The sequence below is a fragment of the Novosphingobium sp. BF6 genome (assembly GCF_058273105.1).
In genome coordinates this window covers 1,096,714-1,118,720 of the sequence record NZ_CM177776.1, presented here as the reverse complement: position 1 = coordinate 1,118,720, position 22,007 = coordinate 1,096,714, and the positions used below count along the sequence as shown (strand labels likewise).

16 protein-coding genes and 1 pseudogene are annotated in these 22,007 nt (G+C 61.1%); 8 read left to right on the top strand and 9 right to left on the bottom strand.

Features of this window, described 5'->3' with window-relative positions:
• The first annotated feature begins 2 nt into the window (after positions 1–2).
• A complete protein-coding gene (locus tag AC4D6D_RS20295) occupies positions 3–2,123 on the top strand; it encodes an acetate--CoA ligase family protein (protein WP_491327337.1) in 2,121 nt (706 codons plus the stop codon).
• Positions 2,124–2,278: 155 nt separating this feature from the next.
• Positions 2,279–3,463, top strand: a complete 1,185-nt coding sequence (fdhA, locus tag AC4D6D_RS20290) for a formaldehyde dehydrogenase, glutathione-independent (RefSeq protein WP_491327336.1) — start codon at positions 2,279–2,281, stop codon at positions 3,461–3,463.
• A 161-nt stretch (positions 3,464–3,624) separates the two neighbouring features.
• Here fdhA and AC4D6D_RS20285 read toward each other — a convergent pair whose 3' ends face one another.
• The 3 genes from AC4D6D_RS20285 to AC4D6D_RS20275 all read right to left on the bottom strand — a co-directional run bounded on the left by AC4D6D_RS20285 (position 3,625) and on the right by AC4D6D_RS20275 (position 6,390).
• A complete protein-coding gene (locus AC4D6D_RS20285) occupies positions 3,625–3,885 on the bottom strand; it encodes a hypothetical protein (RefSeq protein ID WP_491327335.1) in 261 nt (86 codons plus the stop codon).
• Between the two features lie 162 nt (positions 3,886–4,047).
• Positions 4,048–4,881 (bottom strand): p-hydroxycinnamoyl CoA hydratase/lyase, encoded by an 834-nt coding sequence (locus AC4D6D_RS20280; protein ID WP_491327334.1) that lies wholly within the window; start codon positions 4,879–4,881, stop codon positions 4,048–4,050.
• Between the two features lie 90 nt (positions 4,882–4,971).
• Positions 4,972–6,390 carry an aldehyde dehydrogenase family protein gene (locus tag AC4D6D_RS20275; protein WP_491327333.1) on the bottom strand — a complete coding sequence of 473 codons (1,419 nt, stop codon included), beginning with the start codon at positions 6,388–6,390 and terminating at the stop codon, positions 4,972–4,974.
• Positions 6,391–6,534: 144 nt separating this feature from the next.
• On the opposite strand from AC4D6D_RS20275, the gene AC4D6D_RS20270 reads away from it, so the two are divergent.
• Positions 6,535–6,978: a MarR family winged helix-turn-helix transcriptional regulator gene (locus AC4D6D_RS20270; RefSeq protein WP_491327332.1), complete on the top strand. Its 444-nt coding sequence runs from the start codon at positions 6,535–6,537 to the stop codon at positions 6,976–6,978.
• A gap of 117 nt (positions 6,979–7,095) precedes the next feature.
• Here AC4D6D_RS20270 and AC4D6D_RS20265 read toward each other — a convergent pair whose 3' ends face one another.
• Entirely contained in the window at positions 7,096–8,352 is a 1,257-nt protein-coding gene (locus AC4D6D_RS20265; protein ID WP_491327331.1) for an IS701 family transposase, read from the bottom strand.
• A 594-nt stretch (positions 8,353–8,946) separates the two neighbouring features.
• Between AC4D6D_RS20265 and AC4D6D_RS20260 the strand changes: the two genes are divergently transcribed.
• Entirely contained in the window at positions 8,947–9,858 is a 912-nt protein-coding gene (locus AC4D6D_RS20260; protein WP_491327330.1) for an NAD(P)H-binding protein, read from the top strand.
• Between the two features lie 152 nt (positions 9,859–10,010).
• On the opposite strand, the pseudogene AC4D6D_RS20255 reads toward AC4D6D_RS20260, so the two are convergent.
• Positions 10,011–10,106: pseudogene (locus AC4D6D_RS20255) on the bottom strand (IS5/IS1182 family transposase); the annotation flags it as partial.
• 277 nt (positions 10,107–10,383) lie between these two features.
• Between AC4D6D_RS20255 and AC4D6D_RS20250 the strand changes: the two are divergent.
• Positions 10,384–10,944 (top strand): TetR/AcrR family transcriptional regulator, encoded by a 561-nt coding sequence (locus AC4D6D_RS20250; RefSeq protein WP_491327329.1) that lies wholly within the window; start codon positions 10,384–10,386, stop codon positions 10,942–10,944.
• 190 nt (positions 10,945–11,134) lie between these two features.
• Positions 11,135–12,079, top strand: coding sequence for an alpha/beta hydrolase (locus AC4D6D_RS20245; protein WP_491327328.1), 945 nt, complete (start codon positions 11,135–11,137; stop codon positions 12,077–12,079).
• A gap of 127 nt (positions 12,080–12,206) precedes the next feature.
• Here the strand turns inward: AC4D6D_RS20245 and AC4D6D_RS20240 are convergent, their stop codons facing one another.
• Positions 12,207–15,011, bottom strand: coding sequence for a DUF5695 domain-containing protein (locus AC4D6D_RS20240; RefSeq protein ID WP_491327327.1), 2,805 nt, complete (start codon positions 15,009–15,011; stop codon positions 12,207–12,209).
• Positions 15,012–15,232: 221 nt separating this feature from the next.
• Here AC4D6D_RS20240 and AC4D6D_RS20235 point away from each other — a divergent pair, with 221 nt between their 5' ends.
• Both AC4D6D_RS20235 and AC4D6D_RS20230 read left to right on the top strand, forming a co-directional pair.
• Complete coding sequence (locus tag AC4D6D_RS20235) at positions 15,233–18,166, top strand: TonB-dependent receptor plug domain-containing protein (protein ID WP_491327326.1); 2,934 nt, start codon at positions 15,233–15,235, stop codon at positions 18,164–18,166.
• Positions 18,167–18,228: 62 nt separating this feature from the next.
• Positions 18,229–19,140, top strand: coding sequence for a glycoside hydrolase (locus AC4D6D_RS20230; protein ID WP_491327325.1), 912 nt, complete (start codon positions 18,229–18,231; stop codon positions 19,138–19,140).
• Between the two features lie 333 nt (positions 19,141–19,473).
• Here the strand turns inward: AC4D6D_RS20230 and AC4D6D_RS20225 are convergent, their stop codons facing one another.
• The 3 genes from AC4D6D_RS20225 to AC4D6D_RS20215 all read right to left on the bottom strand — a co-directional run bounded on the left by AC4D6D_RS20225 (position 19,474) and on the right by AC4D6D_RS20215 (position 21,845).
• On the bottom strand, positions 19,474–20,208 hold the full coding sequence (locus AC4D6D_RS20225) for an SDR family oxidoreductase (RefSeq protein WP_491327324.1): 735 nt from the start codon (positions 20,206–20,208) through the stop codon (positions 19,474–19,476).
• 37 nt (positions 20,209–20,245) lie between these two features.
• Positions 20,246–21,217, bottom strand: a complete 972-nt coding sequence (locus tag AC4D6D_RS20220) for a quinone oxidoreductase family protein (protein WP_491327323.1) — start codon at positions 21,215–21,217, stop codon at positions 20,246–20,248.
• Between the two features lie 61 nt (positions 21,218–21,278).
• Positions 21,279–21,845, bottom strand: coding sequence for a TetR/AcrR family transcriptional regulator (locus AC4D6D_RS20215; protein ID WP_491327322.1), 567 nt, complete (start codon positions 21,843–21,845; stop codon positions 21,279–21,281).
• Positions 21,846–22,007 lie beyond the last annotated feature (162 nt).

Genomic DNA, 22,007 nt, shown 5'->3' with positions numbered 1-22,007 from the left:
TCATGCTCGACGCAACTACCGATACGCGGCGCCGTCACATCGCCCGATTGCTCACGCCTCGCTCGATCGCACTGATAGGCGCCTCGGACAAGCCCGGCTCGCTCGGCAATTCCGTGATCGCCAACCTCGACCGGGAGGGTTTTGCCGGCGACCTCTTCCTCGTCAATCCCAAACGAGAGCGCATAGGGCGGCGGCTGTGCGTACCAGACATTGCCTCGCTCCCCAGAGACATCGATGTGGCGATTCTGGCCATTCCCCAGACCGCCGTTCTCGATACGATCGCGCAGTTGGGCGAAAAGGGTGTGGCAAGCGCCGTGATCTATGCTGCCGGATTTGCCGAAGGCGGCGAAGAAGGCTTGCGCCAGCAATCCGAGATTGCCCGCATCGCCCGGGAAACGGGAATGGTGATTGAGGGCCCGAACTGCCTGGGTCTGGTCAATTTCTGCGACGACATCCCGCTTACCTTCATCGAACTCCCGCCAGCGACAGCGACGGGTTCGGACCGCGTAGGAATTGTCTCGCAGTCAGGCGCAATGGCCGCGGTTGTCGCGACCAATCTGATCGCACGAAGCGTCCCCCTGTCCTACTACATTTCAACCGGCAACGAGGCAGAATGCGGCGTCGAGGATTTTGTCGATTATCTGGTCGATGACCCCGAGACGCGGGTCATTGCAATGATGGTAGAGCACTTCCGCAATCCCGGAGCGTTTCTCCAGGTCGCCCGGCGGGCCCAGGAAGCCGGAAAGCCCATAATTCTTTTGCACCCCGGCAAGAGCGAAGCCGGCCGCGAAAGTGCGGCCACGCACACGGGCGCAATGGTCGGCGACTACGACACGATGCGCGTGCTGGTCGAGCAAGCAGGCGTGGTGCTTGTCGACGGCCTCGAAGAGCTGACCGATGTCACCGAGATTTCCGTTCGCTGCCCCGTCGCGCCTGGTGCGCGCATCGCCGTGGTTACCGAATCCGGGGCGCTGAAGGCACTGACCCTAGACCTTGCCGAAGCGCTCGAAGTCAATTTGCCGAAGATGGGCGACAATGACAGCCCTGCTCTTCGCGCCGCGCTTCCCCCGTTCGTTCCGGTGTCGAACCCAATGGACATCACCGCGCAAGGTCTTGTCGATCCCGACATCTACGGAAGAACCATATCCGCGTTGGCTCTCGATGAGCGGATCGATGTCATCGTACTCGCCATCATCCAGACAGATTGTCATACGGCCAGCATCAAATTCAACGCCATCGAGCAGGCCCTGCGGTCTCTCGGCACGAACAAGCCAGTGGTGATTGCCGGCGTTGACGAGGGCGGCCGTGTCAATAAGGGGGATATCGACGCACTTCGCGAATTGGGAGCATCCTACTTCCCGACGCCCGAACGCGTCATTCGAGCATTGGGCCGGCTGGGGCAGCGAAGCGACGCACCGCAATTCGATGACGTGCTCCAGCCCCTCAGGATAGCGAACCTCCCTGCCGGATCCATAATTCCCGAGTACCGATCCAAAGACGCACTCGGTACATTCGGCATAGCGTTCTCTCCCTGCGCAATGGCAACAGACTTGGCCGAAGCCAAGGATGTCGCGGAAAGGCTCGGATATCCGGTGGTGATCAAGGCGCAGTCTGCCGATCTTGCGCACAAAACCGAAGCAGGCGGCGTTATTCTCAATATCCGGGATGAGGCTGAGCTTACGACGGCCTGGAACCGGCTGCTGGCCAATGTTACCGATCACCGCCCGGATCTCGTGCTGGATGGCGTTCTGGTCGAGAATATGGCCGAATGGGGGGTGGAAATGATCGTCGGTGCTCGCATCGATGACCATTGGGGGCCTGTCGTGATGGTCGGATTTGGCGGTGTAACCGCCGAACTTCTGCGCGACGTCGTGCTTTTGCCGGCCGACTTGCCTGGCACAGAGATACGGAAACGCATTCTCCAACTGCGGATGGGCGCGCAATTGACCGGATTTCGAGGCGCGGCGCCATGCGACATCGATGCGCTTGTGCGCCTCGTCCAGACGCTCGGTCAGATCCTGCGCGGTTCCGACGAAATCCGGGAAGTCGATCTCAATCCCGTGCTCGTCTATCCCGAAGGACGGGGTGTCATCGCGTTGGATGCATTGATCTTGACGCAGTGAGGGATGCGTCGAGTACCGACCCGGGTGGAAAGGCGACCCCCTGCCGGGTGCGGTGTCGAGGCAGGTCACGAACTCCGTGACCTGCCTCATGGCAATCAAGCGGTCGTCAAAGCGCCTGTCGACAGCACGGGCAGGCGCCGTTGCAGGAGAGTGTCATGAGCACCAATCGAGGCGTCGTCTACATCGAACCCGGCAAAGTCGAAGTTCAGAACATTGCCGATCCGACCTTTTCGGCACCGGACGGGCGTAAAATCGAACATGCAGTGATCCTGAAGGTCATTTCGACCAATATCTGCGGTTCGGACCAGCACATGGTGAGAGGCCGCACCACGGCGCCTGCCGGTTTGGTCCTCGGCCATGAAATCACCGGCGAAGTCATCGAGAAAGGCGCCGACGTCGAAATGCTGGATATCGGCGATATCGTCTCGGTTCCCTTCAACGTGGCTTGCGGCCGCTGCCGCACATGCAAATCCCAGGACACCGGCGTTTGCCTTACCGTCAACCCAAGCCGTGCGGGTGGCGCGTACGGATACGTCGACATGGGTGGATGGATAGGTGGCCAGGCCCGCTACGTAATGGTGCCCTATGCCGACTTCAACCTGCTGAAACTGCCCGATCGCGACCGCGCAATAGCCAAGATCCGTGACATCACCATGCTTTCGGACATTCTGCCGACCGGTTTCCACGGTGCGGTGAAAGCCGGCGTTGGTGTCGGCTCGGTTGTCTATATTGCCGGTGCCGGCCCGGTCGGGCTTGCGGCCGCAGCTTCGGCCCGCATTCTTGGTGCAGCGGTCGTAATGATCGGGGACTTCAATCCGCACCGTCTCGCCCATGCGAAGCGTGTCGGCTTCGAGCCCGTCGACCTATCGCAGAGCGACAGGCTGGGTGACCTGATTGCCGAAATCGTCGGCACCAACGAAGTCGATGCCGCCATCGATGCCGTTGGCTTCGAAGCGAGAGGCCACAGTGGTGGTGAACAACCGGCAGTCGTCCTCAACCAGATGATGGAGATCACGCGTGCGGCGGGCAACATCGGCATCCCTGGCCTTTACGTCACCGAAGACCCGGGCGCCGTCGACAATGCCGCAAAGGAAGGCAGCCTGTCGCTTCGTTTCGGCCTGGGCTGGGCCAAGGCGCTGTCATTCCACACCGGGCAAACGCCAGTGCTGCGTTACAATCGGCAATTGATGCAGGCCATACTATACGACCGCTTGCCGATCGCCGATATCGTCAATGCAACGGTCATTTCCCTGGAAGACGCAGCCAGCGGCTACCAGACCTTTGATGCCGGTGCGGCCGAGAAGTTCGTGCTCGATCCTCACGGCCTGATCGCAGCCTGACCAAAATTCGCCTTGGTGGCCGCCGCCAACGACGTTGGCGGCGGCCACCAAGGACCGAACCGATTTCAAATTGATGGAAGGTGCAAGCGCGGGACAATCGCTGCTCGACAGCTACAAAGAATTCAGGGCTCGACGCGAAGCAAGTAGCTTGCAGACGCCGCTCAGCTCTGCCTCGCGCGCTTTCCGCCGTACCGGTGCCCGCAGAATTCGGTGAGGGCGCGCAGATCTCTCGATGCTTCCTCGGCCGCCACTACGGCGCAGTTCATATGCCCATCGCTTGCCTCAGCTCGGGCATCGATCGATCGGCAGAGATATTCCAGGTCCGCGCGGGTCAGCACGTTCTTCTCACGCAAATAGCAGATGAGTGTCTGAAGGATGATGACAGCCTTATCGCCCGATGAGGCTTCGCCGATCGTGGCCATTGACTTCTCCCCTGTCTTCGATTGGCGGCTCACGCGAGGGCTGCTTTCCTCAAAATCGCCGCCCTGTTTCGCTCACGCTGCGCGGTATTGCGTCCTGTTCGAGGTGGCGATCGCCAGGCTGCGCGCAAGGACAGGCAATAACCTCCCCCCACGCGCCAAGGATCAATCGGCCTTCACCTTGCCAAGGTCATAGGAACCAAGGCCCGGCTTGTAGCTCTTCTCATCGATGAACTGCCGGATGCCTTCCTTCCGGCCTTCGGACTTGTCGTGGAAGTTCGCCGCTTCCTGCATCCGCACAAGATAATCTTCCGCCTCGTCGTATGTCATGGTCGATACCCGGCGCACGGCATCTTTCGCAAACTTCAATGCAACCGGATTTTTCTTGAGCAGAAGCTGGGCGATGGCCCGGGTGCGCTCTTCGAGTTGCGCGGCCGGTACGCTTTCATTGACAAGCCGCATGTCGGCCGCCTGAATGCCGTCGATAAGCTCGCCGGTCAGTGTCAGCCACATTGCGTCCCGCATCGGCAGCAGGTCGACCACGACCTTGGTTACGCCGCCGCCGGGAAGAATGCCCCAGTTGATTTCAGACAGGCCAAACTGGGCTTCGTCGGCGCAAATCGCAAGATCGCACGCAAAAAGTGGGCCGAATCCGCCGCCGAAGCACCACCCGTTGACCATTGCGATCGTCGGCTTCTGGAACCAACGTAGCCGGCGGAACCAGCCATAGCTTTCACGCTGGGATTTGCGTACGCCCCGCAGACCCTGGGCTTCGGTTTCGCGGAAGTATTCCTTGAGATCCATGCCGGCAGACCATGCCGACCCCTTCCCACCCAGGACCAGTACGCTCACGTCGTCCCGAAACTCAAGCTCATCGAGGACATCCATCATGCGCCGATTGAGCCCTGGGCTCATCGCATTGCGCTTCTCCGGACGCGAGAAATAGACCCACGCGATCCCTTCCTCGACTTTGTACGTGACCAGATCGATCTCACTCATCTTCAGCTCTCCCAAAATAGTTTTAGTGACGCGACATCCGCCTGGATCGGGATCGTCGACGCCGTACACCCGCGCTCTAATCGACAAGGTTCAGAGCTCTTCCAATTCGACGGCGTTGATGATGTGGGCCTGCGTGTATTCATGAAGGCCCGCCTGCCCCAGTTCCGCACCGAGGCCGGATCGCTTGGCCCCCCTGAACGGCAGCGTCGGGTCGATCGCGAGATGCTGGTTGACCCAGACAGTGCCCGCCTCGATGCGCCGGGCGACATCCATCGCCCGCTCAAGGTCCCTTCCCCAAACCGTACCGGCCAGCCCGTACTCCGAGTCGTTCGCCCGGCGCACGACATCGTCGACTTCGCTGAACTTGAGAATCGGCAGAACGGGGCCGAATTGTTCCTCCCGAACCAGCGGAGCATCGTCATCGAGACCCGCAACGATGGTCGGCGGAATGAAGAAGCCAGGCCTGTCCGGCAGTTCGCCGCCCGCAAGGAAAGTGCCTCCTTCCCTGGCCGATTCGATCAGCGACTTCACCTTGTCGTACTGCATGCGGTTCTGGACAGGGCCGATCGTCGTACCCTGCTTGGTGCCGTCATCGACGACCGCAGCCTCCGCAAGTCGGGCGATCTCCTGGCAGAACTCGTCGTAGATGGATTCGTGGACGTAGGCGCGCTTGATAGCCACGCATATCTGACCGGAATTCGCCATCGCGCCCTGGTAGACCTTTTGGGCCGCCACTGCCGGAGCCATGTCGCCAAGAACGATCGCGGCATCGTTTCCGCCCAGTTCAAGCGTGACCCGCTTCACCCCCGTAGCCGCAGAGGCCATGACTTTCTTGCCGGTCATGGTCGAACCGGTAAAGGCAACTTTCGCAACGTCCGGGTGGGACGTGAGAGCAGGACCAAGCTCGTTCTCATCGCAAACGACGTTGAACACGCCGGCCGGCAGGATTTCTTTCGTGAGTTCGGCAAGTAGCAGCGTGGTCAACGGCGTCGTAGGCGCCGGCTTTGCGACCATGCAGTTACCAGAGACGAGGCAAGGCCCGAGCTTGTTGGCGAGCAGGATGAGCGGGAAATTCCAGGGTGTGATCGACGCCACCACTCCCAAAGGTGTGCGATGTTCGATCACTCGGTTGCCTGCGACTTCCCTGACCACTTTCTCGGGTGCCCGCATGGCAGCGAAGGCGCGCAGCACGAAGCTGGCCCCCATCACCTCGTACGCGGCCTGGTCAAGGGGTTTGCCCTGTTCCGCCGTGAGCAACCGCGCCAGTTCATCCTTGTTGGCGACGATCGCGTCGGCCATCTTCTCGATAAGTGCGCCGCGTACATCATAACCAAGTGCCGACCAGCTCGGAAATGCCACCTTTGCGGCACGGATCGCACTATCGAGTTGTACGGCGTCAGCCTTCGGGCACTTTGCGACAACCTGCTCGGTCGCCGGATTGATAACGTCGAATGTCGATGCCCCCGCAACCAGCGCACCACCGATCAGCAACTTGAAGTCCGCTTTCATATCATCCTCCACATTATCTGCCACCGCGTCCGATTTCGGCTGTCCGGCTTGGCTCAGTTGACGCGCGGCGCGAGCCGCCGCATCGTATCCCTAAGAGACAATATATGTATGCTGAGGATACATAACTTGCAAGATGGAGATTCTATGACCACCGGGGGCACCGAACTTGAACAATCGCTTGGCTTTCAGCTGAAGCTTCTGCAGGTCGAGGCTGACACCCGGGCACGCCAAGCGCTGTCTGCTTTCGACATCACGCCCGCACGCGTTTCAGCGCTGATGATGATCAGATCGAATCCCGGATGCACTCAGACAGCGCTCGGGGAGGCCTTGTCGGTCAATCGTGCCAGCGCAATGAAGATAGTGAATTATCTGGAGGGTCGCGGGTTCGTCGAGCGACAGGCAAGCGCCGACCCTCGGGCAAATGCCCTGCAGCTCACGGATACGGGTCGCGAAGAACTCGATGCGATGACAAAGGCACTTTACGAGTGCGATCAGGAGACATTAGCCCGTCTATCCGCATCGGAGGCGGACCTACTCTTGCAGCTCATCCATAAGCTCAGGAGTGCCGACGCGCATTTGCAGAAATGATGCCAGCTGTTTGCCGGCAACCAGCCCTAGCACTACTTTGGCAGAAGTTTGCTGGAATGCCTGATGAGGTTGCATCCGCAGTGAGGGCATTGCTCCGGCGGTGAGCGAGACAGGCGGTCAAGGATGGCCTGGCGCACTGCCGGCAAGGTGGGTTGGGGAGGCGGGCCAAGGACTCTTTTTTTTCCGCCCCGCCTGAGCGAGCCTTCGAGACTGCAGAAAGGCGTAGGCCATCATCGACATCAAGGCATGGCGGTGAAGTCCAGTCCAGGATCGTCCTTCGAAGTGATCCAACCCCAATTCTTCCTTGAGTTGCTGATGCGCTTGTTCGCAGATCCAGCGCGCTTTGATCGCGCCTGCGAGAGCCTTGATCGGAGTGTCGCGGGGCAGATTGGAGAGATAGTATTTTCGCTCGCCATTCGAGCGATGCTCACCCACCAGCCAGGCTTCCTCACCTGGCATGTGCTGGGCCCCGGCAGAGCCGATCCGCTGAGGCGCACCATCGGCAATGCGCACGCGCATGGCCGCAAAGCGGGCCGTCAGTCGTCCCTTGGTTCCCTTGCGCCAACTGACCTGCCACCACTTCGCAGTTTCGAGCATCGCGTGCGCGGCCATGGATTTGACGTCCGGCACATGCCGTACCCGAGGGCGACCGCGGCCTGCGACCGGGAAGATCAGTTGCACGTTGGTCGGATAGACCTTCTGGTGCCTGGGGATGCCGACAGCCCAGCAGAGGCCGCGTGTACTCAGCGCCTGCCGGAACGGAGCCGACAGCCCATAACCGGCATCAGCCAGCACACAGCCGAAGCGCACGCCGGCAGCGATGATGCGATCGATCTCCTCGATCGCGATCTCGGGCTTGGTGCGATATTCCTGCAAAGGAGCAGGCACGCCCGACTTGTCCATGCGAGCGGTATCGCTTGTCCAGCTTTCCGGCAGGAACAGTCGCAAGCTCAGCATGAGCGGAACTTCGCTCGAAGCCAGCGTCACCGACACCAGCGTCTGACAGTTGGCATTCTTCCCGAGCGCCGTGGCATACTGCGGCGCGACGCCAACCGAGGCCTTGCCCTTCTTTGGCAAGGCAGTGTCGTCGATGATCAGCCAGGCTCTATCGCCACCAACCAATTCATCCGCCTGGCTCCACAAGGTCGCTTCCAACGGGGCGCTGTCCCACAGACCGGCCCCGATGAAATGATGAAGCCGGTCATAAGGGATCGCATAAGAGCGGGCTGCCATGGGCTGGATGCTTTTGCGATCACCGGGTCCGATCAGACCAGCAATATAGGCTGGGCACATTCGACGCCGCGTCTTGTTCCCCAAGGCTTCCAGATAAGGCGCCAGCCAACGCTCAAGATCCGCCTGCCAGTCTTCGTCCATCGCCAGCCTCCGTCAAAGCTGGCTCCCCATGAATCACGCAATCAGCGACATGGGAATCCCAAAAATCATACTTCTGCCAAAGTAGTGCTAATCTCGATCGTCACATCTGTTCTGGTTCGCGACCCCGCGGACTGAGGCAGCGCAGTCGATACGAGTCCGCTCCTCCCGCTTGCCTACCGCGCCATTCCCATTGAATGTTGCCAGACACGAGTCTAACACTGTAAGAGATAAAGAGGACCACCTACGGCGGTGAAGCGATTGGGGGAGTTGTATGTATCCTCGTGAAATGGACTCCCAAGGCCATCGCTACCTGGGCTGCGCTCCCACGATCGCCGCATGCATGCTGGCATTGCAAACTGGGGCGGAGCGACATTCGGTATAACTCGCATCCCGATGGCCGATCCGCATGGTCTGTGCGGGCATGATCGTGGCGACCCGCACTGCAATCGGCACGTTCGGGTTGTCTATCCTCACCCGCGGATCTGCGCTCGCCGCTTTGGCGCCGGCACGCCACCAACAACGAAACGCGAATATCGGTAAAACCTAAATCTGCCTAATCTAAATTCCGAAAATATATAAATGGGATAGGTGCAAATGAAGACGATTATTACAGGGGCCTCCGGGCAATACGGGAGCCTCGCCGTTCGCAAGCTTCTCGACGTGATGCCTGCGGAGGATCTCATACTGATCACCCGGTCACCCACTAAACTGCAACACCTTGCCGATCTTGGTGCCCTCGTCCGGTTTGGGGACTTTGACGATCCCGGCTCCCTGTTGCCCGCTTTTCAAGGCGGAGAGAAGATGTTGCTTATCAGCGGGACCAGGGTTGGGGCCAGGGTCGTCCAGCATAAGGCCGCGATCGATGCCGCAGCCTCTGCGGGCGTGCGCCACATCTCCTATACGAGCGTCGTAGGAATTTCTCCCGAAAACCCGGCCAAAGTCGTCGCTGACCATTTGCCCACAGAACAGATGATGAAGGCGAGCGGCATGGACTGGACGATTCTTCGCGACCAACACTATACCGACGCCATGGTGCTCAATATGGGGCCAAACTTCATCCAGAGCGGCATCTGGCTCTCCAGCACAGCGGGTGGCAAGGAAGCGCCGGTTTGGCGCGAGGACTGCGTTAATTGCGCAGTCGCAGTGCTGACCGGCGAGGGGCACGAAAAGAAAACCTATAATATCACTGGCCCTGAGTTGCTCGACTTCCACGAATTTGCAGGCCTGTTGTCGCGGCTGACTGGGCACAAGGTCGATTATGTAGAAACCGACGATGCTGGAATGTACGCAATGTTCGACGCCATGGGCATCCCACGGGAACCGGTCGATGATCAGTCGGTCAAGGGCATCACATGGAACAGCGATGATATGGTGACTTTCGAACAATCGATCCGCGAAGGCTTCTTCAACGTTATTTCCGATGACGTTGAAAAACTTACCGGAAAGAAGCCGCGAAGCGTCCGGCAAATGATCGAAGAGAACCTGAAGATTTTGGCTCCTGCCTGACCAATCATGCCAAGACTCCAAGCGACATCGGCACTAGGGCCGTTGATCTGTCGCATTTGCCAGGTCATTGGGTGATGCGACCCGATTAGAAAATGCTCTGGAGGCTGTTATGGACCCGTTGCGATGGCGGCGGCTTGGTTCATCCTGACGCATGCGAAGGATCGCTCTAAAAGCCAGCGTCGCGGCAGGAGAACGAAGCCTTCCTTTACTTCGGGAAGCTTGATGACCTCGAACGCGATGCCGTGGACCGCCCGGCCGCCGATGAGCGCCGCGCTGGGTTCGGCAGATCGCCCGCTGCCAACCCGGCGCTGCGTCTGCCGATACACCGCCAAGGTTCTCCTTGAATTCATTCGGTCTCACCAGTCCATAACAGCTTCCAGGAACAGCGATCGGACCGCGCGCCAGAACTGGCACAGATTTCGCTCATGCAGCCACCACTGCAAAGCGGCGACTTTGCGCCCATCGCAGCGGAGAAATCGCCCGAGAGAGGTGGACAAATTGAGATAAATTGCGGAATGCGACTGGATGGAAGATACCAAACTTGACAAGCAGCAGATCATCGACACGGCTCTCGAGATTATGCGCCAAGATGGCATCGACGGCTTGACCATGCGCAAACTCGGTGCACGGCTCAATGTCCGGGCTCCGACGCTGTATTGGTACTTTCCCGATCGCGCGACGATTATTCGCACTGTCATCAAGATGCTTCTGGTCGAGACAATCGAATCCGTAGCGCACGCCGCCACGTGGCAGGAATGGTTCCAACAATTCGGGGAAGCGCTCTGGCGGACGAATAGCGAAACGCCGTTCGTGACAATGTTGCTTCAGTCTGCGGAATTTAACAACGACGAAATTTTCGACCTTGCCATCGAATTAATCGACAAGAACCTCGAGCGGTTTGGCCTGGAGCGCACAATGTACATGCGCATTCATTCCGACATTCAGGCATTGGTGCTAGGATGGGCTGTGTTCCTTCAGGCAGGTGTGACCGGGCGCCTCCAAACGATCATCGATGTCGACAGTTCAGTGCGCGAAGGTATTCGCGGCATTATCCAGATTTGGTCCATCCGCTCTGGAACGATGTAAGGTGAGCCTGTTTTGAGGCCCACCTCCTCAACCTGGCCTACCGGCGGTACGTCAAGCCATCCTTGATCGCCTGACTTGCACTCCGTCCGGGCATTGCACTCACTGTGGTTGCAGTCTCACCAGACCTCCCTACACATTCTTGCCCAAGTAATGATAAGCTCGATATTGTTAAGATCGGGGATCAGCGTTGTTGAAGCATTTCGTTTCCATCGGCCTTTGCGCCAACCTGTTTGCCGCCTGCACCGATGCGTCCACGGGACAGGCCCGAGCGGAAGAGAGACCCGACGTAGCAGTCCAACGCGGGGATGGATTGCCCTACGAGGTCTCCGACAGCGAAGTGTGGGACGTACCCGCCCCCGCATCTCAGCGAGGCTATCAGGTCTTCGTGGCCCTGCCGCCATCCTATCGCACGCAGCCTGAGCGGCGATATCCGGTCATCTACGTGACGGACGCCGATTACGCGTTCCCACTGCTCAAGCAGATCGGGCGCCGTCTCAATGTCGAGGGACCGATCATCGAAGAGTTCATCCTCGTCGGGCTATCCTATGCAAAGGGAGAAGGCGGAATGGAAAGCCGCCGCCGTGATTATACGCCGACGGCAAATGGCCCTACCGGATCCCCGAAGGGCGCGGTTCACGGTCAGGCAAGGGCCTATCAAACCTATCTTCGTGACCAGGTGCTGCCTTTCATAGCTCAACGCTACCGGACGGACGAGAAACAGCGCATCTTTCTGGGCCATTCATACGGCTCGCTGCTCGGCATGCAGATCCTGCTGAGTGAACCCGCCCTGTTCGACGGCTACGTTCTGGGAAGCCCCTCGTTCTGGTATGATGATCACTATATGGTGAAACAGGCACGCGCCTACGCGACCAGCCATGACGACTTGCCCGCGCGGGTCTACATGTACATCGGCGAATACGAAGAGACGAGGCCGGGCGATGCGCGCTTTTCCAAATCCGCCAACATGGTGACCGATACCAGGGACATGGATCAGATTCTTCGATCGCGCGGATATCCTTCCCTGCGTTTGCAGACGGAAGTACTCAATGACGAAGATCACGTCAGCGTCGCGCCGCGCGGCTTCACCCACGGTCTGAAGTACCTGCTGCCGGTCACTGTCGGGGGACGCCGGTAGGATAGCGGCCGGTCGGCTACAAGGATTGCAAGTGTTAGCGCCGAGGCTCTGGGATAGGGCGACTTTGCCGGACGGCTCCTGATCGACTACTGGCGGACCGCACATATAGCGAAATCATCTGCGCAGCTTAGCCGGCTCGAGCCCTAAAGCGGGTCCTCAGAGTGCCTTCTTCCACGTCGATGGCGTATACCCCGGCGATCGGGGGCCGATCTGATCCTGCAACCTTCCAACGCAACGCGTTCCTATCTGCAATGCGTAACCTTAAAGTGCGGGCCGGGCCGGCGGCGTGGTCGATCTCGAACTCACAGCGGTCCAGCCGCGCACTGACGCGGATGGGCATGTCAGATGCGAACCGACCATCGTCCAGCACCTCGATATCGAGGGAACGCTCTTTGAGTCGTGCGTGAAAGCGTCGCCGCACACCATCGCGTGGATGTATCAGCAGCCGGTTTTCGCGCTCTTCCAGAACACCGGAAAGAGCGATGCGGCCGAAAAGCTCGTCGTCGACCAGCGTCGTTGCAGCTGCCCGCAGAGCTCCGCAGAAGCCGAGGTCGATCTCGCAGGAATAGTACCATGACCCATGCCGATGGGGCTGGTCCAGCCATGTCTCGCCAAGTGCGGCAGGTTCGAAACCGCCACCCGCGCCGCCGTCGTTGGCCTTGCCGGGGTACCAGTAGCCATAACCGCTTTTCGGCGTGCCGCTGTTTAACAGCGCCCAGCTGCTTAACGCCGACGCATGGCCGAGCCGGAGCAGCGGGCGGTAATCCGGGGTATCGTTCAGCGCATGATCGAGGATGGCCCAGCCGCCCATCTGCGCCATATAGCTAAGAGTATAGGCATCGCCAGCCTGTGCGCGATAATCGCTGCCGAGCGTGTAGTACGAGGGTTGCAGCCAACCGCGGCAGAACAGATTGGCTTCCATCTGACGCTTGGCAAAAGCGCGCGCACGTTCGGGCGGAAAGCGTTCAGGTCGGTCCAGCGCATAGCGGGCAATCGCCTGCGTCGATTCGAAACCCGTGGAATCGAAAGTGTATTCCGAGGCGAACAAATCGTCGACCTCGTTGATGAAATGAGCGACTTTGTGCTCCCAGTGCCCGGCCAGATCGCCTGCCTGAGCCATACGGCCTTCGCGGCGCAGCGCCTCGATCACGTCGGGAATGACCAGTTCGTTGTAGAAGCCGGTGGAATCGGCCTCCCAGCCGATGATTTCCTTCGGGATAACGAACATGGCCCGCGCAGTGCCGAAGGCGCGTTCGAGATAGTCGGCTGCCGTCAGGCGTGTGCGGAAGCCGTGCCGGTCTCGCGCGATACGATAGAGTGCGAAGTACATCAGCACGATGTGCGGGTAATCGTAGGGCCGCCAGAAGTGCTTGCGGCCCTTGTCGCCCGGATCGGCACTGTCGCGGTTCCGCTTCCAGTCTGGAATGCCGTAGAGCGCGTAAGGCCATTGCTCTTCGGTCGTGCGCTGGAGCCCGCCCCAGACGAAGTGCTCGACATAGTCGTCCAGCGCGTCGATCTCGGCCTGCACCGGATATTCGGCGTTTTTGGCGGCCAGGAAGGCGGGCTTGGAGAGGCCCGGATCGTCGCAGGTCACTTCGTAGATCCGCCAGCCCTTGATCCGGTCGTAGTTGTCCGGGCCGAGCAGGGTTTCGCTCTCCATGTTCCATTCGGCCAGCAGGCCATCGTACCACTTGGCGGGATCGCGGTGACGGTGTGCGGCGATGAAAGCCCCGCGCTTGGCGATCATCGTTTCAACCGGTTCGGTCACGAAGAATTCCAGCGTGGTCCGCCCTCCGTCCACCTGATGCAGCGTGACGTGGTTTTCGCCGAGGCGGGCGAAGCGCAGGCGGAAGAGCTTCCGCCCGGCCCGTTCTCCAAGCGGCGTCCATTCGGTTTGCGCGGGGTGTTCGGGTTCCAGCCGGACGACCGGGACACTGGAACCCAACGAAAGCGTCACCTCCAGATCGGTAGGCACGGTCATGCCCGGCACGACTTCGACGTCGATCAGCCCATGCTCGGCGATGGTCCGGCGCATCGCGGCGTAGCCGTCCACGAGCAGGAAACGCACGCCTCTCCGGACTGTCTCCCCCGGCGCGAGCATGAGGCTGGTCGCGGGCAGGCGCCAGCGCGAGCCTGCCCCCTGCACGGCCGCCACTTCTGCGGCGGCGTGGAAAAAGATCCGGTAAATGTCTGGCGAATTCTTGGGTGCGTCCCAGTACTCAAGCGCTGCGCCCTTTTCCGGGAGCATGGCAAGCCAAGGGGTACGACTGTCCTTGCGCTGCCAGAAAATGTGCGAACTGCGCCCCGAAATGAAGCTGTGTTTGAGGAGAGCATCGGGATCGTCCTTTGCCGCGTGAATCATGTTGATCGGCAGCGGAAGGGCAAGATCGCCGAACTCGATCGGCACGGCCGTCTCGTTGGAAAGCGTCAGGGTCAGGTACAGGCCTTCGGCTTCAAGGGCGAGACCGCTCGTGACCGAGATGCCGGAAGCAAGGAGATAGCGCGTCTCCAACCCGTTCTCGGTCTGCCTGACATGCTCGGGTTCTTGCATGCGCGTTTCGAAATGCTGCCACGGTCCATCTGCGATGCGGTAGGTTCCGGAGGCGTTCCCAAGACCGGCGCCTGCATGAAGGAAGTCTCCCGGCACCTCCGTAGAGGCAGCGGACAGGCTTGTTGCGCGGCCACCGTCGAAGCCCAGTTTGAAAGGCTTTCCGCGACCGGCGAGTACGGAACTGACCTTTCGCGGCACGGACGCAGGCGGGGCCGCGGCCAGCGCCGTCGCCTCCAACGCGGGTAGGCATACGCCCGCCAGCCCCGCGCGGATCAGTCCGCGGCGGTCGAGCAGGCCTTGCGCCGCCGAGCGACGCTGGCGGTGAGGGATACGGCGGCTTTCGAGCGATCGGTCGAGTGCATCATTGTCAGCGCGGTCCAAGGCTCATCTCCGTCAGAATGACGTATGTATATCGTATAATATACTCAAGGCAACGACGATGATCTTGGGCGATTCCGGCAGTTGTGCGCCTCTCCTGCTGTCAGCGCCTTGCGCAAGGCCGGATCATCGGCGTGACCGGTGCGCCTTGACAAATTTGTATTAAAAATATCGTATACGACTCATCCGTAATGAATTGTTGCGGATCAGGGAGCGATAACCACATGAACAACCATCGATCTTCCGCAGCCGGGCTGCGGACGCTGCTCATGCTCAGCTGTCTTGGCCTTTCGACAGGCGTCCATGCGCAGACGATCTCGGTTAGCGGCGACGATGCCGCGACCGAGCGCCCCGCCAATGACATCGTCGTCACGGGATCGCGCATCCGGCGCGCCGCTGCCGACAGCCCTTCGCCGATCGCCGTGGTCGATGCCGACCAGATCAAGGCGACCGGCACGCAAAACATCGCCGATGTCGTCAACCAGCTTCCGGCGCTGGCGGTCACCCAGACCAACCAGACCAGCAACCTTGCGGGCAATGCCGGCGTCAACGCGCTCGACTTGCGCGGCATGGGCACGCAGCGCACGCTGGTGCTGGTCGATGGACGCCGCCAGGTCGCGGCGATCCCCGGCACCTCGGCGGTCGATCTCAGCAACATTCCTTCCAGCCTTGTCCAGCGCGTGGAAGTGATCACCGGCGGCGCCTCGGCGCTCTACGGCGCGGATGCCGTCGCGGGCGTCGCCAACTTCATCCTCAAGAAGGACTTCCAGGGGATCGAGGCGAACACCCGCTACAACGCCTCGACGCGTGGCGACATGGACACTTACGGGTTCGACCTGCTCGCGGGCACGAACTTTGCCGAGGGGCGCGGCAACGTCACGGTCTACGGCTTCTACGAGAACACGCCCGGCACCGTGAGCGGTTCCGATAGGCCCTGGACGGCGGACGGCTATCCGATCTACGCCCGCACCAGCAGTTCCAGCCCCTATTTCATCCAGGACCACGTCCGCAACATCAACACGGCCGATGCCGCGCAAGTGGTGTTGGGTGGCAGGCTCTATTCGGTCAACCGCGATAGCGGCACCTTGCGTGATCCGATCCTGGGCCCCGGCGGGCTCGTCAATGTCGTGCCGGTCAATCTCGGCACGTCCACCGACCCGCTCGGTACGTTGCTGACGGACGGGGGCGAATACAACGGCCGCTACGACGGCTGGTATCTTTCGGTTCCCTCCGAGCGCTTCAACACCCGTGCCTCGGCGAGCTTCGAGGTCAGCGACGCGCTGAAACTCTTCGCCAATGCCACTTTCGCGCACAATACCTCGAAGGCAGGCTTCCTCCAGATGACCGCGTTCGGCACTGACGTGGTCCCTGCCGACAGTCCCTACATCACCGACGAGATGCGTGCGGCCAATGGCGGCGCGGTGCCTGCAGGCGGCGTGCAGTTCGCGCGGCGCTTTATGGAACTGCCCGCCCCGCGCACCGAATACGACCGCAAGCTGTTCCAGGCCGTGGCGGGGGCGGAAGGCGATTTCACGCTGTTCGCCCAGCCCTGGAACTATTCGGCCTACTACTCCTACGGCAAAACCACCCAGCGCGTGCGCGACGTAATTTCGACCGCCTATGACCGCTGGTACATGGGCATCGACAGCACGACAGGCTCCAACGGCGAGGCCGTCTGCCGCAGCACGCTCGACGATCCCGGCAACGGCTGCGTGGCGATCAACCCGCTGGTCACGCTGACCCCGGAGATGATCGACTACATCACCTATACCTCGCACTGGTCGAAATCCACGCTGACCCAGCAGGTCCTTTCAGGCTACGTTTCCGGCGGCCTGTTCGACCTGCCGGGCGGCGCGGTGCAGGTCGTGCTCGGCGGCGAATACCGCAAGGAGCGCAACGACATCGGCGCAATCCCCGAGTACGACCCGGACAGCCCGCTCTACGATCCGACGATCGGCACCATGCAAGGCACCTTGGTGGGCAAGTATTCGGTCAAGGAAGTCTACGGCGAAGTCCATGTGCCGATCCTGAAGAACACCCCGTTCTTCGACACGCTCTCGATCGACGGCGCCCTGCGCCTGTCGGACTACAGCACCGCCGGATCGACCACGACCTGGAAGCTGGGCGGCGAATGGGCGCCGATCCCCGACATTCGCTTCCGCGCCACTTACGGCCAGGCCGTCCGCGCGCCCAACATCGGCGAACTCTATACGGCGGACAGCATTTCGGGTCTCTGGATCACCGATCCCTGCAACGCGTACAACCTCGCCAACCGCGCGACCCGCACCCAGTACACGGCCGCCAACTGCGCAGCAATCAACCCCGCCGATACGGTCAGCTACTGGCTCTACCGCGACATTATTTCGAGCGGCAATCTCGACCTTAAGCCGGAGACCGCCAAGACCCTGACGCTCGGCGCCGTGGTCCAGCCACGTTTCGTGCCGGGCCTGTCGTTGACGGTAGACTACTACAACATCGACTTGCGCAATGCGATCGACGCCTTCGGCGCCCAGATGCTGATCGACAAGTGCGTCGACCAGTCCAGCCTCGACAATATCTTCTGCCCGCTCATCCAGCGCGATGCCAACGGCAATCTTGAATCCGTGATGACGCAGAAGCTGAACCTGTCGCAGTACCTGACGCGGGGCATCGACTTCGGGCTGGGCTACAGCCTGCCGCTGTCCCGACTGGGGCTTTCCGACGATGCGGGCAAGCTGTCGATCGACGCCAACTACACCCGCCTGCTCAAGCGTCGCTATACGCTCGATCCCACCGATCCCAACTCGATCACCGAATATGCCGGTATCTTCGGATCGCCCAAGTGGAAGGGCGTCGTGCGCACGAGCTATTCGCGCGAGGGCATGGGCGTGACCTGGAGCCTGCGTCACTTCTCGCCGATGAAGGCCGCCACCACGATCACGCCGGACAAGTACGGCAAGGTCTGGACGCCTAACGTGTTCTACAACGACTTCTCGGCCTTCGTCGCGCTGACCGACAATATCGAGCTGTCGGGCGGCCTCAACAATGCCTTCGACCGCAAGCCTCCGCGCATACCGGGTGCCGAGGCCGGCGGCGCGAACTTCGAACTGAGCTACCAGTCGGGCGTCTATGACGTGATCGGGCGCACGTTCTTCCTGAGCCTGCGCTTCCACCGCTGATATCGATCGGCCCGGTTCCGCCTCGCCGGATCCGGGCCGATTCTCGAAACCGGAGAACATCGATGATTTCGTCCCGCCTGGCCCTTGCACTGCCGCTCCTCGTCGCGGCCTGCACGCATGCGCAAGGGGAGGATGCGCGCACGGCGAATGCCGTGATCGTAAGCTACGAAAGCTGGTCGATCAGCGCGCCACCGGCCGCGCTAGGTCTCGATCCTTTCTACGCCAAATATGCCGATGCGGACGGCATTCCGGTGGTTTCGTCCGCGAAAGTCCCGGACAGCGCCTTGCTGGTCGCCCGGGATATCGTGCTGGCCGAGACCGCAGAGCGTCCCGACATTCGGCGTGAACTCGTCCGCAGCGGCGCGCGGGTCGGTGTCATGGCGATCGACGAAGGGACGATGGATCTTCCAGAACAGCGGGACTGGAAGAAACCGGCGGCGGACGATCCGCGCCTGACGCCTTGCGAACGCGCTGGCTACGGCAAGATTGCCGCCATGACAGACGCCGAATACTGGAACAGCCGGGCACGGGGGATGGGCGGTCTCTATACCACAGGCGCGGCCGAGAACCTGCTGGGCGTGCCGGACACGCGCTATTACGGTGAGAACATTCTCGTACATGAGTTCTCCCATAACATCCTCTCGGCGATCGAAAGGGCGGATCCCGCGCTCTATGCGCGCGTCGAGGCGGCATATCGACATGCCATCGAGCAGGGCTTGTGGAAGGGCGACTATGCTTCCGTGACAGTGCAGGAATACTGGGCCGAGGGCACGCAGTTCTGGTTCAATTCGAACAAGGCGTTCCGAGGTGCAGAAATCACGGTTCTCTCGGACAAGGACCTGCTGGCGTACGATCCGATGCTCTTCGCCGCGCTCGCGGAAGTTTACTCCCCAACTCACCGGATCGCTGCTGACGCCTTTCATGACCACCCCGCCCGCCTGGACTTGCCCCAGCGGCGGACGACTGGCTGCTGAGGCGTCCAGCATGGCATCCATGAAATCTGGGGCGGGGGGCGAAGGCGCGCCGACGGCTATGTAGGTTTTTCGAAAGAAAATTCCCGCTTTCTGCCAGGCAGGCCTGCGTAGACGCCGCTCGCTTCAGCCTGAGAGCGTCAACCTGTAGTTGCTAGAGCATGATCCGCTCAGACGGAACCGGATCATGCTTCAGTGTTCCCTTGCTTGGGATTTGAAACAGCCCTTCGCGGGGCGCCCGATGCTTGACAGCTTACCGGGGGACGGCGTGCGGCCGGGCCTGATGCCCGGCCCACCTTCCTTTCACGTTAATAGGAAGCACCGGAGGAGCGGCGACTACAATGTAAAGCCGCCATCGATAGTGAGACTTGCCCCGGTCATATAGCGCGCCTCTTCGCGGGCCAGATAAGACACCAGCCCGGCGATTTCCTCCGGCTTTGCCACCCGCTTCAACGGGCTCATCTGGGACAGCATGTCGATGGAGCCCGCGTTGATGTCGGTGTCAGTAGGGCCCGGCTGGATGTTGTTGACCGTGATCCGGCGTGGCGCCAGATCCAGCGCCACGCCCTTGACCATGGCGGCAACCGCCCCCTTCGTCATCTGGTACACGCTCGATCCGGCAAAACCGGTGCGGATCGCGACATTGCTGCCGATCGTCACGACGCGCCCCCCATCGACGATGTGCGGCGCCGCCGCCTGGATCGAGAGATAGACGCCGCGGACGTTCACGGCGAGCATGCTGTCCAGCTCATCGAGCGTGACGGCCTCGATCGTGTTGATGCGAAACAGCCCGGCATTGACGAGGACGAGGTCGATCTTTCCGAAACGATCGACGAACTGCGCAACGGCGGAGGCGATAGCGGCGGCATCTGCGCTATCGGCGCGGATGGCGAGGGCTTCGCCCCCTTGCCCGGCGATAGCCTCCACCAATGCGGCGGCCGGCTTTTCGCTATTGGCGTATGTGAAACCGACGGCATAGCCGTCCTGCGCCAATCGCTCGACCGCCGCGGCACCGATGCCGCGCGATCCTCCAAAGATGAGGGCGGTTTTGGAAGGTGATCCGATATTCATGACAGGGTCCTTTTCTTGAGAGCGATGAGTGGGCGGATCAGGGGATCAGCAGTAGCTTGCCGGTGGTTGCGCGGCTTTCCATGTCACGGTGCGCCTGAGTGGCATCCGCCAGGGGATAGATGCCGCCGATCCGGACCTTGAGATCGCCGCTCACGACCCAATCAAACAGGCGCCCGGCATGCTCTCGAAGCAGTTCGGGGCTATGGATGTGATCGGAGAAAACCGCGTAACCGAGCTTGATGCTGCGCGGCAGGCTCATGATATCGAGCGGGCCGGGACCGCCCAGGACCGGGCCGTACCAGCAGAGCGTACCGCTGCGGCGCAAAGAATCGATCGACCCCTGAAATGTCGTCGGGCCGGATCCGTCATAGACCACATGCACGCCTTCGCCGTCGGTCAGAGCCAGAACTTGCGAAGCGAAATCGCCTTGGGTGTCGACGATGACATGATCCGCGCCCGCTTCCCTCGCGATCGCCACCTTGTCGGCGCTCGACACGCGGCCGATGACTTTCCCTCCGCGCAGCTTGATGATCTGGGTCAGCAGCAGCCCGAGTCCTCCTGCCGCCGCATGGACAAGGGCGACTTCACCTGCTTGCACGGCGTGGAAATCGGTGGCGAAATGGCTGGCCGTAAGCCCCTGCATCATGATCGCGGCTGCGGTTCTGTCATCCACGTCGTCAGGGATTTCCACGAGCGCCGCTGCCGGCAGTACGATCTTCCCTGCATAGCTACCCGGCGCGTAGACCCAGGCGACACGCTGGCCGACTGCCATGGCAACGCCCGGTCCGACCGCGACGATCCGCCCCGCGCCTTCCACGCCCAGAATCTTGGGATTGGGCATCTCCGTCCAGGCCATGCCCTGACGGACGCCGATATCCATGAAATTGACACCGGCAGCGGCGATCCGGACCACGACTTCGCCGGGTCCGGGCACCGATGGCGGCTCCGGAACATCCACCAGTTCGAGAACATCCGCGCCCCCCGTTCCGGTCATCACGACTGCTTGCATATCAGCTTCCTTTATTGAACAATCATTCCAAAATAGGACAAATAAAAAGGCGTCCCTGCGTCTATCGCAGCGCGCGCAAGGCCAGATCGCCCAGCGCCCGCAAGTCTTCGTCACCCGCGCCGGCACGCGCCGCGATCCGCAAACCCGAAAAGCTCATGACGATGAACGAGGCTATGGTATCCGGCGCGACATCCGGCGCAACATCACCCTCCGCCTGTGCCCGCGCTATGGTATCGGTCAGGACGGCCCTCATGGCGCGGTCGGCGGCGTCGCGGATGGCGACCAGTTCCGGGCGGCTGCGGCCGAACTCGCAAATCGAGCCGACCCCGAGACAGGCATCCCGCGCATTGGCCACCACCCGATCCACCATCGTCTCAATCCCGTCGAGAGCACGCGGCTTGCTTCGCAGCATGGCGATATGCTCGCCTGTTTCCTCGGCGGCATATCGGCGCAGCGCCAGCTGGTAGAGCTGCCATTTGTCGCCGAACGTGTTGTAGAGACTCTGCCGCCCGATACCCATCGCCTCGACCAGCATGCCGGCCGAAGTACCTTCGAAGCCATGTTCACGGAAAACCGCCATGGCTGCGCCCAGCGCTTGGTCCTGATCAAATTCCCTCGGTCTTGCCATGACGTGCTAGATACGCATTGTGGAACGATCAGTCAAGTATCATCGCATGAATGCAGACATATGCCGATGCCAGCCGTTCCTCGGTTCCCGGGAATGGGAGATGAGAGGCCTGCGCCCGTTCACTCCGGGACGTAGATGAGATTTCCGTCGGGCAAACGCGGT

What these genes read in the sequence shown, in the direction of transcription:
- AC4D6D_RS20280 (WP_491327334.1), bottom strand. Translation starts at nt 4,881, where the DNA reads ATGAGTGAGATCGATCTGGTCACGTACAAAGTCGAGGAAGGGATCGCG.
- AC4D6D_RS20260 (WP_491327330.1), top strand. Translation starts at nt 8,947, where the DNA reads ATGAAGACGATTATTACAGGGGCCTCCGGGCAATACGGGAGCCTCGCC.
- AC4D6D_RS20250 (WP_491327329.1), top strand. Translation starts at nt 10,384, where the DNA reads ATGGAAGATACCAAACTTGACAAGCAGCAGATCATCGACACGGCTCTC.
- AC4D6D_RS20230 (WP_491327325.1), top strand. Translation starts at nt 18,229, where the DNA reads ATGATTTCGTCCCGCCTGGCCCTTGCACTGCCGCTCCTCGTCGCGGCC.
- AC4D6D_RS20265 (WP_491327331.1), bottom strand. Translation starts at nt 8,352, where the DNA reads ATGGACGAAGACTGGCAGGCGGATCTTGAGCGTTGGCTGGCGCCTTAT.
- AC4D6D_RS20295 (WP_491327337.1), top strand. Translation starts at nt 3, where the DNA reads ATGCTCGACGCAACTACCGATACGCGGCGCCGTCACATCGCCCGATTG.
- fdhA (WP_491327336.1), top strand. Translation starts at nt 2,279, where the DNA reads ATGAGCACCAATCGAGGCGTCGTCTACATCGAACCCGGCAAAGTCGAA.
- AC4D6D_RS20215 (WP_491327322.1), bottom strand. Translation starts at nt 21,845, where the DNA reads ATGGCAAGACCGAGGGAATTTGATCAGGACCAAGCGCTGGGCGCAGCC.
- AC4D6D_RS20285 (WP_491327335.1), bottom strand. Translation starts at nt 3,885, where the DNA reads ATGGCCACGATCGGCGAAGCCTCATCGGGCGATAAGGCTGTCATCATC.
- AC4D6D_RS20220 (WP_491327323.1), bottom strand. Translation starts at nt 21,217, where the DNA reads ATGCAAGCAGTCGTGATGACCGGAACGGGGGGCGCGGATGTTCTCGAA.
- AC4D6D_RS20235 (WP_491327326.1), top strand. Translation starts at nt 15,233, where the DNA reads ATGAACAACCATCGATCTTCCGCAGCCGGGCTGCGGACGCTGCTCATG.
- AC4D6D_RS20275 (WP_491327333.1), bottom strand. Translation starts at nt 6,390, where the DNA reads ATGAAAGCGGACTTCAAGTTGCTGATCGGTGGTGCGCTGGTTGCGGGG.
- AC4D6D_RS20225 (WP_491327324.1), bottom strand. Translation starts at nt 20,208, where the DNA reads ATGAATATCGGATCACCTTCCAAAACCGCCCTCATCTTTGGAGGATCG.
- AC4D6D_RS20270 (WP_491327332.1), top strand. Translation starts at nt 6,535, where the DNA reads ATGACCACCGGGGGCACCGAACTTGAACAATCGCTTGGCTTTCAGCTG.